The organism is Propionivibrio sp., assembly GCF_049316945.1.
Classification (GTDB): domain Bacteria; phylum Pseudomonadota; class Gammaproteobacteria; order Burkholderiales; family Rhodocyclaceae; genus Propionivibrio.
The window spans coordinates 1-13,420 of sequence record NZ_JBMOJE010000011.1 but is presented as its reverse complement, the minus strand read 5'-3'; the positions used below and the strand labels follow the sequence as shown (position 1 = coordinate 13,420).

Annotated in this window: 12 protein-coding genes; all 12 read left to right on the top strand. The window is 55.5% G+C overall.

What is annotated here, in order from left to right; genetic code table 11:
• Window positions 1–12 precede the first annotated feature (12 nt).
• The 12 genes from prsT (at window position 13) to ACOYNV_RS04225 (ending at window position 13,305) form a co-directional block, all read left to right on the top strand.
• On the top strand, window positions 13–2,787 hold the full coding sequence (gene prsT, locus ACOYNV_RS04280) for an XrtA/PEP-CTERM system TPR-repeat protein PrsT (RefSeq protein WP_422898508.1): 2,775 nt from the start codon (window positions 13–15) through the stop codon (window positions 2,785–2,787).
• 283 nt (window positions 2,788–3,070) lie between these two features.
• Window positions 3,071–4,351 carry a nucleotide sugar dehydrogenase gene (locus ACOYNV_RS04275; protein WP_422898507.1) on the top strand — a complete coding sequence of 427 codons (1,281 nt, stop codon included), beginning with the start codon at window positions 3,071–3,073 and terminating at the stop codon, window positions 4,349–4,351.
• Window positions 4,348–5,391, top strand: coding sequence for an SDR family oxidoreductase (locus ACOYNV_RS04270; protein WP_422898506.1), 1,044 nt, complete (start codon window positions 4,348–4,350; stop codon window positions 5,389–5,391). Before ACOYNV_RS04275 ends, ACOYNV_RS04270 begins: the two co-directional genes overlap by 4 nt.
• Window positions 5,392–5,402: 11 nt before the next feature.
• The gene (locus ACOYNV_RS04265; protein ID WP_422898505.1) at window positions 5,403–6,320 is read left to right on the top strand and encodes a transglycosylase SLT domain-containing protein; all 918 of its coding nucleotides are present in this window, start codon (window positions 5,403–5,405) and stop codon (window positions 6,318–6,320) included.
• A gap of 15 nt (window positions 6,321–6,335) precedes the next feature.
• A complete protein-coding gene (locus tag ACOYNV_RS04260) occupies window positions 6,336–7,127 on the top strand; it encodes a S1 family peptidase (RefSeq protein ID WP_422898504.1) in 792 nt (263 codons plus the stop codon).
• A gap of 443 nt (window positions 7,128–7,570) precedes the next feature.
• Window positions 7,571–8,086: a hypothetical protein gene (locus ACOYNV_RS04255; protein WP_422898503.1), complete on the top strand. Its 516-nt coding sequence runs from the start codon at window positions 7,571–7,573 to the stop codon at window positions 8,084–8,086.
• A 60-nt stretch (window positions 8,087–8,146) separates the two neighbouring features.
• Window positions 8,147–8,467: an HPr-rel-A system PqqD family peptide chaperone gene (locus ACOYNV_RS04250; protein WP_422898502.1), complete on the top strand. Its 321-nt coding sequence runs from the start codon at window positions 8,147–8,149 to the stop codon at window positions 8,465–8,467.
• On the top strand, window positions 8,464–9,381 hold the full coding sequence (locus ACOYNV_RS04245; protein ID WP_422898501.1) for an HprK-related kinase A: 918 nt from the start codon (window positions 8,464–8,466) through the stop codon (window positions 9,379–9,381). The genes ACOYNV_RS04250 and ACOYNV_RS04245 overlap by 4 nt, the downstream gene beginning before the upstream one ends.
• Complete coding sequence (locus ACOYNV_RS04240) at window positions 9,374–10,519, top strand: nucleotidyltransferase domain-containing protein (RefSeq protein ID WP_422898500.1); 1,146 nt, start codon at window positions 9,374–9,376, stop codon at window positions 10,517–10,519. The genes ACOYNV_RS04245 and ACOYNV_RS04240 overlap by 8 nt, the downstream gene beginning before the upstream one ends.
• 138 nt (window positions 10,520–10,657) lie before the next feature.
• Complete coding sequence (locus tag ACOYNV_RS04235; protein WP_422898499.1) at window positions 10,658–11,965, top strand: N-acyl amino acid synthase FeeM domain-containing protein; 1,308 nt, start codon at window positions 10,658–10,660, stop codon at window positions 11,963–11,965.
• A 328-nt stretch (window positions 11,966–12,293) separates the two neighbouring features.
• Window positions 12,294–12,932, top strand: coding sequence for an MBL fold metallo-hydrolase (locus tag ACOYNV_RS04230; RefSeq protein WP_422898498.1), 639 nt, complete (start codon window positions 12,294–12,296; stop codon window positions 12,930–12,932).
• The gene (locus ACOYNV_RS04225) at window positions 12,925–13,305 is read left to right on the top strand and encodes a GIY-YIG nuclease family protein (protein WP_422898497.1); all 381 of its coding nucleotides are present in this window, start codon (window positions 12,925–12,927) and stop codon (window positions 13,303–13,305) included. Before ACOYNV_RS04230 ends, ACOYNV_RS04225 begins: the two co-directional genes overlap by 8 nt.
• The last annotated feature ends 115 nt before the right edge of the window (window positions 13,306–13,420 follow it).

Sequence of the window (13,420 nt, the reverse complement as noted above, 5' to 3'; positions counted from 1 at the left end):
TATGGGATATTTATGACTGCCCGGAAATCAATACGCAAAACCGCCGTCTCAGCCCTTCTCGCCACCCTGATTCTGGCCGGCTGCGCAGGTGAAACACCAGAGTCCATGCTGGTTTCGGCTAAGGACTATTTGGCAAAAAACGACAACAAGGCCGCGGTAATCCAATTGAAGAACACGCTGCAGAACAACCCGAATCTGGGCGAAGCGCGGTTTTTGCTGGGTAAGGCGCTGCTCGACAGTGGGGATCCGACATTGGCGCTAGTGGAGTTACGCAAGGCTGACGAACTCAAGTATTCCACCGATCAGGTGACGCCACTTCTGGCGCGAACCCAATTGATGCTGGGGCAGCCTAAAAAAATCATCGACGATCTGTCCAAAGTCCAATTAAACTCGCCGGAAAGCAAAGCCGACCTGCAGACCACTGTTGGTCAAGCCTATCTGATGACTGGCAAGCCCGAAGCCGCGCAGGCTGCATTCGATGTCGCATTGGCGGTGATGCCGGACTATGGTCCGGCGCTGATCGGGCTGGCAAGAATCAAAGCGGGTAATCGCGATCTCACTGGTGCCATGGTTTTGCTTGACTCTGCTCTGGAAAAATCACCGAAACTTTACGAGGCATGGCAACTCCAGGGCGATATTCTTTATGCCCAGGGCGACGCCAAGGGATCGTCAGAAGCATATCGCAAGGCGCTGGAAGTCAAGCCTGATTATCTGCCAGCGCATTCCTCCCTGATTTCCCGCTTCCTGGAGGAGGGGAATCTTGAGGCGGCTGGCAAGCAACTTGAGGCCATGAATAAAGTAGCTCCCAAGCATCCACAGACAAGCTATCTGCAAGCGCAGCTTTTCTATCGGCAGAAAAACTTCAAGGCGGCTCAGGAAACCATTCAGCAATATCTCAAGATACTGCCAGACAGCCCGCAAGGGCTGCAACTGGCCGGGGCGATCGAGTACGAACTGAAAGCGTATTCGATGGCCGAGACTTACCTGCTCAAAGTATTGCCGAAAACCCCGGAACTTGGGCTGGCCCGCCGCATTCTGATTGCCAGCTATTTGCGTAGCGGCCAGCCGGCCAAAGCACTCAGCACCCTGCAACCCGTGCTGGACAAGATCGAGAAAGATTCGAACCTGCTGGCGCTGGCTGGCGAGGTCTATATGCAGAACGGCGATGCGGAGAGGGCAGGGGCTTATTTTACAAAAGCAGCTGCACTTGACCCCGAGAGCACCGGCAAACGTACCTCGGTTGCGCTCTCGCATCTGGCAATGGGAGAAACCGACACCGCCTACCGCGAACTGGAGCAGATTGCATCTGTCGACACCGGCATCAGGGCGGATATGGCTTTGGTCGCTTCCCAGCTTCGGAGCCGTCAGTTTGATCAGGCGTTAAAGTCCATTGCCGGCCTGGAAAAGAAACAGCCCGAAAATCCCCTGGTGCAGAATCTGCGCGGCGTCGCCTATCTTGGCAAGGGCGACGTGGTGACTGCACGTAAAAGCTTTGAACAAGCACTGGTCATGGACCCGGCCTATTTCCCTGCGGCTGCCAGTCTGGCCAATCTGGATCTGGCGGATAAAAAGCCAGAGGAAGCGAAGAAGCGCTTTGAATCAGTCGTGGCCAAGGATCCGAAAAACGTGCAGGCCTTGCTTGCCTTGGCGGAGTTGCTAGCCAAGACGGGTGGAAAGCCTGAGGAAGTGGCTGCCCTGATCAACAAGGCAATTGTGGCGAATCCTGCTGAACCTGCGCCACGCCTCGCGCTGATCGGTCTTTACCTGGGCACTAAAGAGCCTAAAAAGGCGCTCTCCGCTGCGCAGGATGCGCTCGTTGTATTGCCTGATCGCCCGGAGATTCTTGATGCCGCAGGTCGTGCCCAGCAGGCAGCAGAGGATTTTAATCAGGCGCTGGCAACTTACGGCAAGCTTGCCGCATTGATGCCCAATTCAGCGCAGCCCTATCTGCGCATGGCCGAGATCCAGGTGGCGGCGAAGAACAAGGAAGCCGCCATGCAGAGTTTGCGCAAGGCGCTCACGGTCAAAGCCGATTCGATCGAGGCCCAGCGCGGAATCATGATGCTGGATCTTGACGCCGGACGAACGGCCGAGGCGCTGGCCATGGCCCGACAGATACAGAAACAGCGCCCCAAGGAGGCGGCGGGCTATGTGCTTGAGGGTGATGTGCATGCCTTGAAAAAATCATGGAGTGAGGCGGCGACTGTTTACCGTGCAGGTCTCAAGCAAAGTGGAGCAACCGAACTGGCCATCAAATTGCATGCGGTATTGATTGCTGGCGGTAATTCCGGCGAGGCTGACAAGTTTGCCGACAACTGGATCAAGGATCACGCCAAGGATCTACAGTTCCGGCTGTATCTTGCCGAAGCAGCGACAGCCCGCAAGGATTACGCAACAGCCAGCAAATACTATCGGGTTCTGGTGGATGCCCAGCCGAATAACCCGGCGCTGCTGAACAATCTGGCCTGGGCTTCGGCACAGAACAAGGATCCGAAGGCCATCGAATACGCTGAAAAGGCGAACAAATTGGCGCCTGATCAGCCCGCCTTGATGGACACCCTCGGCGTGTTGCTGGTTGAAAAGGGTGAAACGGCGCGTGGTCTGGAGTTGTTGCAGAAGGCAACCAGTCTGGCTCCGCAAAGTGCGGTGATTCGTTTGAACCTGGCCAAAGCCCTGGTCAAGGCCGGGAAGAAAGAGGATGCGAAAAAGGAACTGGATGAACTGGCCAAACTTGGCGACAAGTTCCTTGCGCAGGCTGAAGTTGCCAAATTGTTGCAAAGCCTGTGAAGAAGAAATCACCAATCGAAACCGGTATTGAATTTTGAGGAAAATGGGCATTGAAAAATGTAAGCTTCTGGAATCCCCGTAAACAGGCGTTCTACGATGGTTAAGGCTGAAGAAGAATTAAATACGCCATTCTTCAGATATATGGCTTATAGATCGCCTATCCATAAGGTCTGTAGCGATGCAGATCTGGATGATTTTGTTGAATCAGTTATTCTGGCTTGCCTATACAGCATAGGAAGTTTGTTTGTTTGTATTTTGAATTTTTACAAGGCTTGAAAAACTCATGATTATCGTTGCCGTTGTTGGGTTGGGCTACGTCGGTTTGCCGCTGGCGGTGGAGTTTGGCAAGAAAGGCCGCACCATTGGCTTTGATTTGTCGGCGAATAAAATTGCTCAATACAGGAAGCATGTCGATCCGACGGGTGAGGTCAGTCGCGAAGACCTGCAGGCGGCGACTTATCTGGAGGTCGGCTGCGATCCGGCGGCACTGGCCGAAGCTGACTTCATCATCGTCGCGGTTCCGACCCCGGTAGATGAAGCGCATCAGCCCGATTTCCGGCCGCTTATAGGCTCATCGGAAGCGGTCGGAAAAAATCTCAAGCGCGGTGCCACCGTCGTTTTTGAATCGACGGTTTATCCCGGTGCCACCGAAGAAATCTGCATCCCGATCATCGAAAAGCATTCCGGCATGAAGTGGAAGCAGGATTTCTTCGTCGGCTATTCGCCGGAGCGAATCAACCCCGGCGACAAGGAGCGAACGCTGACCAAGATCGTCAAAGTGGTGTCGGGCGATACCCCGGAGACGCTCGAACTGGTCAAGCAGGTCTACGCCAGTGTCATTACGGCCGGCGTTTACCCCGCTTCCAGCATCAAGGTGGCGGAAGCCGCAAAAGTCATCGAGAACACCCAGCGCGACCTGAACATCGCCTTGATGAACGAACTGGCGATCATTTTCGACCTGGTCGGAATTGATACGCTGGAAGTGCTGCAGGCCGCCGGCAGCAAGTGGAATTTCCTGCCTTTCCGTCCGGGTCTGGTCGGCGGTCACTGTATCGGTGTTGATCCCTACTACCTGACGCACAAGGCGGAGATGCTGGGCTACCACCCGGAAGTCATCCTGGCTGGTCGAAAAATCAATGACGGCATGGGGAAATTTATTGCCGAACAGACGGTCAAAAAACTGGTACGCAACGGATGGCAGGTCAAGGATGCCCCAATCATCGTACTCGGCCTGACCTTCAAGGAAGATTGCCCGGATCTGCGTAATTCACGCGTTATCGACGTGATTCGCGAATTACAGTCCTACGGAGCCAGGGTCATCGTGCATGAGCCGGTGGCCAATGCCGAAGAAGCGTTGCATGAATACGGCGTGGAGTTAACCGCCTGGGATGATCTGCCAACGGCGGCGGCTATCGTCGGTGCGGTTGCCCACAAGGAATTCAAGAATCGGCCACTGACAGACTATGTCGGAAAATTGCAGAAAGGCGGCGTCGTGACTGATGTGAAAAGCATGTTTGACGAGGCGCAACTGCTAGCTCACGGCTTTACGGTGTGGCGCCTGTGAGTTCAGCCTTTGCACAACTCGGTCAACGTTTGCAGTCACAGCAGGCACGCTGGCTGGTGACCGGGTGCGCCGGTTTCATCGGGTCGCATCTGGTCGAAGCCTTGCTCAAGCTGGATCAGACGGTCGTTGGGCTGGATAATTTTGCCACCGGCCATCAGCGTAACCTTGATGAAGTCAAGGCGCTGGTTTCCAACGGTCAATGGCAGAAATTTCATTTCATCGAAGCCGATATCCGTGATCCTGAAGCCTGCCGTCACGCCTGCCGGGAGGTCGATTATGTCCTGCACCAGGCGGCGCTGGGTTCCGTTCCGCGTTCTCTCGCCGACCCGCTGGCGACCAATGCGGCCAATATCGATGGTTTCCTGAACATGCTGGTGGCAGCACGCGAGGCCAGGGTCAGGCGGTTTGTCTATGCCGCTTCAAGCTCGACCTACGGTGATCATCCTGACTTGCCCAAGGTGGAAGAAACGATTGGCCGGCCCTTGTCTCCCTATGCCGTGACCAAACTGGTGAATGAACTGTATGCCGAGGTGTTCGGGCGCTGCTACGGTTTATCGTCAATCGGTTTGCGCTACTTCAATGTATTCGGAACCCGTCAGGATCCGGAAGGCGCTTACGCCGCCGTTATTCCGCGCTGGACTCGCGCCATGCTGCTGGGCGAGGAAGTGCGCATCTTCGGAGACGGTGAGACCAGTCGCGATTTCTGTTTTGTGAACAACACGGTTCAGGCCAATCTGCTGGCCGCAACGACGGAGAATCCGGCCGCTGTCAATCAGGTCTACAACGTGGCTCTGGATGCAAGGACTTCGCTTAATCGCTTGTTTGAAATGCTGCGTGAGGTGCTGGCTGAGACCCGGCCTGAACTTGGCAGCCTGAAACCCGAATACCGGGAATTCCGTCCCGGCGACGTTCGCCACTCGCAGGCGGATATCTCCAAAGCAAAACTTTTACTCAATTACGCCCCGACGTACAGGCTGGAAGATGGTATTCGCGAGGCCATGCCCTGGTACGTTTCTCACTTCACACCATCGTCTTGTTGAGGAGCCTGATCATGCGCGCCACCTACGAAAAGAGTCTTCGGAGTTCGTCATCGTTCGCGGCGCTGTTGGCAGCATTTTTTTTCGTCGCCCCGGTGGCTGCGGCTGTTAACTCCGCAATTGACGACCCCATGTCAAATGACCTCGTCGACCTGAGGAACAAAGCTCGCGCCTATGAGCACGGCGAAGGCGTGCCCAAAGATCCTGTGCAGGCGGCCAGCCTCTATTGTAAAGGCGCACGATTGGGGGATACGGAAGCCCAGTTCAGCCTGGGCTGGATGTACGCCAACGGTCGGGGCCTGCCGCGCAGCGACGAAGTGGCTGCTTATTTTTTCAAGCTGGCGTCTGAAAAAGGGCATGTCCAGGCCAAGAACATGCTGCGGTTTGTTGGCGATACAGGGGCCGCCACGCCGGAATGCATGCGTTATTCAGCGGCCGACTTCGACTTTGATGATGTTTCTAAAGCGACCAATCCATCACAGCAGAAAGTATTGGGTCTGGTCCGCAAACTGGCACCGGAGTATGGCGTCAGCCCGCGACTGGTGATGGCGGTGATCAGGAACGAATCCAATTTCCAACCCTCGGCGGTTTCACCCAAGAATGCCCAGGGGTTGATGCAACTGATCCCGGAAACCTCGGCACGTTTCAACGTCAAGCAGCCATTCGATCCCGAGCAGAACATCCGTGGCGGGCTGTCTTACCTGCGCTGGCTACTGGCCTACTTCGAGGGCAATGTCGCTCTCGTCGTCGCCGCCTACAATGCAGGAGAGGGCGCGGTCAATCGTTACAAAGGCATTCCGCCCTATGCGGAAACCCGCGATTACGTCAAGCGGATCATGAGTGTCGTCAAGAACGATGAACATCCCTACGATCCGGCAGTGACCACCCCATCGCCGGAATTGCCGCGTATCCGTCTGACCAAGGTGCTTTAAAGCTTCCAGGAGTCAATGATGAATTACATGTGTTCTACATCCTGCCGGCGACTTGCGCGCTGGTTTGTCCTCTGCGCACTGCTGTCGCTCACGCGAGTGGCCTCTGCCGCTTTGCCCGAGTTGATCGAACAGGTAAAACCCTCGATTGTCGTGATTGGCACTTATGCCAAGACCCGCAGCCCGGCATTCGTCATGAGGGGAACAGGTTTTGTCGTGGGCAATGGCACGCTGGTTGCAACCAATGCCCATGTTGTACCAGACATTCTCGATTCGGTCAGTGGCGAAGCATTGGTGATTCAAGTGCTGTCCGGCCGAGCCGGGCCACAGCAGCGCCCGGCAAAAACTGCCTTGAACGATAAGTCTCATGATTTGGCCCTGCTGCGCATTGAAGGCCCGCCATTGCCGGCGATGGTGCTGCAGGCCGGAGGATCGGTTCGCGAAGGGCAGAGCGTCGCGTTTACCGGCTTCCCGATCGGCGGTGTTCTCGGACTTTCACCGGTGACCCACCGCGGCATCATTTCGGCCATTACGCCCATTGCCTTGCCCAGCGCGACGGCTAATCAACTGAACGAAAAGGTAATCAAGCGCTTGAAAAGCGGCACTTTCGAAGTCTATCAACTTGACGGAACGGCTTATCCCGGGAACAGCGGTGGTCCGCTTTTCGAGATGGAAAAGGGTGAGGTGATCGGCATCATCAATATGGTGTTTGTAAAAGGCACCAAGGAATCCGCATTGACTCAGCCATCGGGGATCAGCTTTGCCGTACCGGTGCTGTATTTGCAGGAGTTGTTGCGGGATGTGCGCTGAGAAATTATCAATGGTGGGGTGGAACGTGGCTGGGAAAGTGTCGGATTTTTTTACACCGAGACTGCCAAGGCTCCTCCGCTGAAGCTGGTTGGATTCATAACAAATTGATTTGTTTGATGATTATTCTTGATCAAGATTCTGGAATAATTATTGCTAATACATTAGTGATGAGAAATTTTTTTGCTAAAGGATGTGCGACGGCGTAGCAGTTTTCTGGTTTTGGGAAAAACGTGACGAAATCGACGTTTAGTCCATACCATGAGAGCGAAAATAAAGACGCTCAGGCAATAACCGCTATTGATTTTGGCATAGTATTCATTTTGGGTGGTGGCTCTTGGTGCTGCTGCTGGCAACGATAGAGAGACGCTTACTGACCATGGCAAAGCGAGCATGCTGGATTTGGAATTCCTGTACCGGGCACGAAATACTTTAGGAGTTGCATCATGAAATCTACAGAATCACTTGACGGCGCGGCGAAGTCGGTGGATTTGTCGTCTGCGACTGGTGAAACAGCCATCTCCGGCGACACTTCGATTCCAGAAAACAAGCGGCGGCGTTTGGTTCGTGGTGCTGCAGCGTTCGCACCATTGGTGCTGACTTTGCGCAGCGGGGCGCTGGCCGCGGCTTCTTGCACTGGGTTGAAGATTGTAAACGCAACAACGAGAGGAACATCCTTCCCGCGTCCGGGCAGGATAATTGTTCCCGATGGTGTAGTGCCACCTGTACCAGGCGATATATGCGTTCAAGCTCAAGTGTTGACAACATGCAGCACCAATCCTAACAAAGTGGAGACATTGTCGAACCTCACATTGTCTAACTCCGAGCCAGTCGTGTTGAGGTCCGACAACCCTAATGGTTCCACCACAGAGTGGCTGTCGTGTGGAAATCCCTCTCAATTCGTCGGGCAAAGAATTGCAATCTTGAGTTCTCAGTCGGCGTCATCAATCGGCGCTGCGTAGTTGTTTCGAGTGCTGCATTGTGGCCGCGAATGGAATGTGATCTGAATCGAATTATTCCTGATGACCTGTTCCCCGTTAAAGGTTGATGGCTTCGTTGCGACGCCTGCGGGGTGTGCGTTGCAATGGCAGAAATGGGACGAACTCTACATCGTTTATCAGCCTTCTTCCGCAGAGACCCATGTCTTCAACGAGACCACCGTAGCAATCGTCCGAGGTCTGGAATGCGGTCCGTTGCCGACCGAGGCGCTGAAGGTCTGGACCGAAACCGCCCTTGGCGTAGATCAGGGTGACTTGGCCGCCGACGATTTCGCTTTCGCCACGATGCGGCTGGAGGAACTGGGCCTCATCGAGCGCCTGGACGACGCCAGTGCCGTTCAATGATCGTCGGTGACCTGAGCCGCCGGGAACTGGGAAAACGCTTGGCAGGAGATGGCCTCGCGCTCCAGTTCGGCCCATTCAACCTTACGATTCGTTCCAACCTCGATTCATTCGCATCGCTCGCACACCAGCTTTACGAACCTTATCCCCTGCCAGGCACGGCCGCGATCAGCGATTTTCACGTCCAGATCAGCGCTCCGCGCGGGCTGCGCCGATGGGTGCGTCGCCAGGCGTATTTTGGCGTCGATGGACAATTCCCCTTTGCGCCCTATACCGTGGAACACGCCTTTCCCGCCCTTGAATGGGGAATCAACTGGTGCGTGGCGACGCGCTCGCATCATCTGTTGCTGCTGCATTCAGCGGGAGTCGAGCGCAATGGCCGGGCGATCCTGTTTCCCGCCTCGCCCGGCGATGGCAAGTCGACCCTCTGTACCGCGTTGATTCACTCGGGATGGCGCCTCCTTTCCGACGAATTCGGTTTGGTACGGCCTGAGGATGGCTTGCTGCTCCCGTTGCCACGCCTGATCCCGCTGAAAAACGAGTCGATCGAGGTAATCAGAAAATTCAGGCCGGAGGCAATCATCGGCCCGCCCTTCCTGGAGACGCGTAAAGGCACGGTGGCCCATGTGCGGCCACCAGTAGATAGCATCAGGCGAGCGCAGGAGCCGGCCCGGCCGCGCTGGTTAGTCTTTCCGCGCTGGGTAGCCAAATCACCGCTAACGCTCGAAGCGATACCGAAGAGCCAGGCGTTCCTGATGGTCGCGACCAACGCTTTCAACTATGAGGTCCTTGACGAAACTGCTTTTCGATTGGTCAACGAGATGGTTCGCTCCTGCGATTCCTATTCGCTGGTTTATTCCGATCTCGACGAAGCGGTCAACGCGCTCGACGAGCTTTCATGCGCCAGCGATGGCTAAGGTGGCCAGTGAAACCATGCGTGCGCAGCGTCTCTTGCTCGAGGCACTAGTGGCGCCTGAAAAGCTGCCGGGTCTGCCGCCTGCCGACTGGGAACTGCTCCTGCGCGTGGCCAGGCGCGCCCGAGTGCTCGGGCGACTGGAGTCCGATCTCGCCCAAGCTGGTCTGCTTGGCGACATCCCGCCCCGCGCCGCTGCCCATCTGAGGGCCGCCCGTAACGTCATCGAGCATCGGAAAACGCTGATCTCCTGGGAGGTGAACCGCCTGCTTTGGGCTCTCAAAGGCATCGATGTGCCGCTGATCCTGCTTAAGGGAACTGCCTATCTCCTGGCCGAGCTTCCGCCAGCGCGGGGTCGGATCTTCGCCGATGTCGATCTGCTGGTGCCCGAGGAGCGAATCGGTGAGATCGAGGAAAGGCTTGTCGAGCGCGGCTGGTTCAAGACGCAGATCGACCCTTACGACGACCGTTACTACCGCGTCTGGATGCATGAAATTCCTCCGCTTCGTCATCAGGAACGTGGCACCGAAATCGACATCCACCATCGGCTGCTGCCCAAAACCAGTCACCTGAAATCGGACCCCGCGCCGCTGTTCGCCGCATCCCGGCCGCTCGCTGACCCGCGGCTGCGTGTTCTGGCACCGGCAGACATGGTGTTGCACGCCTTGGTGCACCTGTTTCTCGAGGGCGACCCTGACGAGGGCCTACGCCTGCGGGATCTGGTTGATGTACACGATTTGCTTTGTCACCATGGTCAAGAGCCTGGTTTCTGGGCGGACCTGGGGCCACGGGCGCGCGCTTTGGGTTTCGAGCGCCCGCTGTTCTATGGGCTGCATCATGCGCAACGACTTTTCGGCACGCCGATACCTCCGGATGTGCTTCCCGGGTTGGAGGATGCCGCGCCTTCCTGGCCGATCCGCGAGCTGATGAATCGTCTGATCCCCCTCGCGCTCCTCCCTGGACACCCGGACCATCCTTCCCGATGGGCGGCAGCCGCCCGCTGGCTGATCTATGTGCGCGCCCACTGGTTGCGGATGCCACTTGGCTTACTGGCCAAACACCTGTCGCAGAAGGCGTGGCTGCGGTTTCGCGGATACCGGAAACGTGTCGACCTGGCCCAACTCGACCTTAAACAGCAATAGTAGGTAAGACCAAGCGAGTGGCGGAATGCCGGAAATTTGAGTGCTGGCAAGTGATCGAGTTCAGTTTCGGTCATCCCCTTTGTTTTTTGGATAAGCGTATTAAGATTAAAAAAAGAGAAACTTCGTTAGAGGGGCGCAATGCTAAAAAGCGTTCGCTTGCATGCACGAAAATTCGTGCATGAAGTGGTAAGAAAGCTGATTTCCTGGCTGCCGCGCGAACAGCGTTTCGAGGTTTTTCGTTCATTCGCGGACTGCAATCCGGCACCAGGTGAGCGACTGGTGTTGAAAATCGCCGAAACAAAAGAGGAACTTGAAGCCTGTTTTGCCGTTCTGCACGATGCCTACGTCGATAGCGGCTTCATGAAGCCCGATCCGTCGGGAATGCGCGTGACGATTTATCATGCACTGCCGACTACAACAACGCTTTGTGCCAAATACGACGGCCAGGTGGTCGGAACCATTTCGCTGATCCGCGAAAGCGCGCTGGGCGTACCGCTGCAAAGTATCTTCGACCTCACTTCCGTCCGCGAGAAGGAGGGTTACATCGCTGAAGTGTCGGCGCTTGCCGTCCATCGGAAGTTCCGGAAAACGGGCGGCAGCATCCTCTTTCCGCTGATGAAGTTCATGTATGAATACTGCACGATATTTTTTGATACCCGGCATTTGGTCATTGCCGTCAATCCCAGCCATATTGAAATGTATGAGTCCTTGCTGTTCTTTCAGCGACTGACAGAAAAGATGGTCGAACGCTACGATTTTGTGAATGGAGCGCCGGCGATTGGTGCCACCCTGGACCTGCGGGAAGCGCCGGAGATTTTTCGCAAGCATTATTCGTCCAAGCCGCCACGTCGCAATCTCCATGCCTATTTCACGCAAGTCAAATTGCCCAATATCCATTTTCCGAGCCGACGTTTTTTTGTTACCAACGATCCGGTGCTGACGCCAGAACTGCTCGATCACTTTTTTAATGTGCGGACCAAAACCTTCGAGAATCTGAGCGAGCGCAAGAAAGTGCTGCTCCATACAATCTACGATTTGCCGCAGTACCAATCTGTCCTGCCCACCCTTTCCGCGAGTCCGGAGGATATTCCGGTCAGGCGCCACCAGCGTTTCACGGTCAAGTGCCCGGCAAGAATTGTATTTCTCACTGCCGATGGCAAGCGGGAAATCCCGGTTGAGGTCATCGACGTTTCCCGCTACGGTTTTCAGGCACGTGCGCACGAATTGCTTCCCCTTAATACCTGGTGCGACGTGGATATTCAACTGGGGCATTCCGACGTTTCGCACTTTCGTGCTCTGGCACTACGCGAAAATAGTAACGGCTTCAATGGTTATTACGGATTTCGCCTGGGCGAGCCCGATACCCTCTGGGGCAAATTCGTGTCGGCCCTGCATCGGAGCACGACTTTTAGTGATCTGGACACCGCAACGCGCTTCCTTGACTGATCGGCGGCAACCATCAGGGCTGGTCATCCGTAGAGGAGGATTTTGAATTATTTCGCACAAATGGTGGCTATACCACCTGTAAGCCGCATTTATAGGCGTTCTACAGACACGACGCCGGGAGAGCAAGTAAATACGGCACTGTACAGGCATATGGCTTGTAGATCGCCTATCCATAAGATCTCCAGCCTTACGGTCCGGAATGGTCTGTCTGATCGGTATCTCAATTCCTTGGCCTGACACTGAATTCTACGAATGTCCAACCTGCCGGAAACTTGCAGACCCTCTGCTATAATTTGCGCTCATTTTCGAGCTTCAGGCGATACAATTTATGGCAATTAAATACCAGATCATTCCGGTCACGCCGTTTGAACAAAATTGCAGTCTGCTGTGGTGTGATGAAACACGGCGTGCGGCGGTGGTCGACCCGGGGGGGGATGTCTCCCGCATTTTGACTGCGACGAAAAAAAACGGGGTGGAACTGGAGAAGATTCTGGTAACGCATGGGCATATCGACCATGCCGGTGCGGTTGCGGAACTGGCCGAACGGCTATCCTTGCCGATTGAAGGCCCGCATCATGAAGATAAGTTCTGGATCGATGGCATGCCGCAGCAAAGCAGGATGTTCGGTTTTCCCGACGTGCGTGCTTTTACACCCGATCGCTGGTTGAAGCAGGGCGATAGCGTAGTTTTCGGCAATGTCGAGATGGATGTGTTGTACTGCCCTGGCCATACGCCCGGGCATGTAGTTTTTTTCAACGCTCCCGGTCGGTTGGCTATTGTCGGTGATGTTCTGTTCCAGGGTTCGATCGGCCGTACCGATTTCCCGAAAGGTGATTTCGATACGCTGATTGCCTCCATCCGTAACCAACTCTGGCCGCTTGGCGACGATGTCGCCTTTATTCCCGGGCACGGGCCGATGTCGACCTTCGGCGCTGAACGGCGCAGCAATCCTTTTTGTGGTGACTGATCCGGCTTTCACTGCGCAAACCTACCAGTTGCTGATCGAGATAGCGGCGCCGGTTCGCGTTAGCATTGGACGCTTCGGAACCTTCGATTTTCCTGCCGGACTCTATGTCTACACCGGAAGTGCGCTACGCAATTTCGAGGCAAGGGTCAGTCGTCACCTGTCGCCGGAAAAGAAAATGCATTGGCACATCGACTATCTCCTTGCCGCGCCGGGTGTTCGTGTGCGTGAAGTACTGCGTCATGGTGAAGCGGAATGCGCCGTCAATCAGCGAATTGTCGGCGAGATTCCGGTGCGTGGTTTCGGTGCAAGTGATTGTCGGGCAGGGTGTGGCAGCCATTTAAAGCGGCTGAACGAGGAACTTGCGGCACGATAGATGTCAGCATTCACCAGAAGGTATCAGTCACGATTCTCGATGTTGATTCGGCTGGCCCAGTAAGTAATAGCGCACAACCGAAGTGGAACGAATCTTGCTGCACGGGGTTAAATCC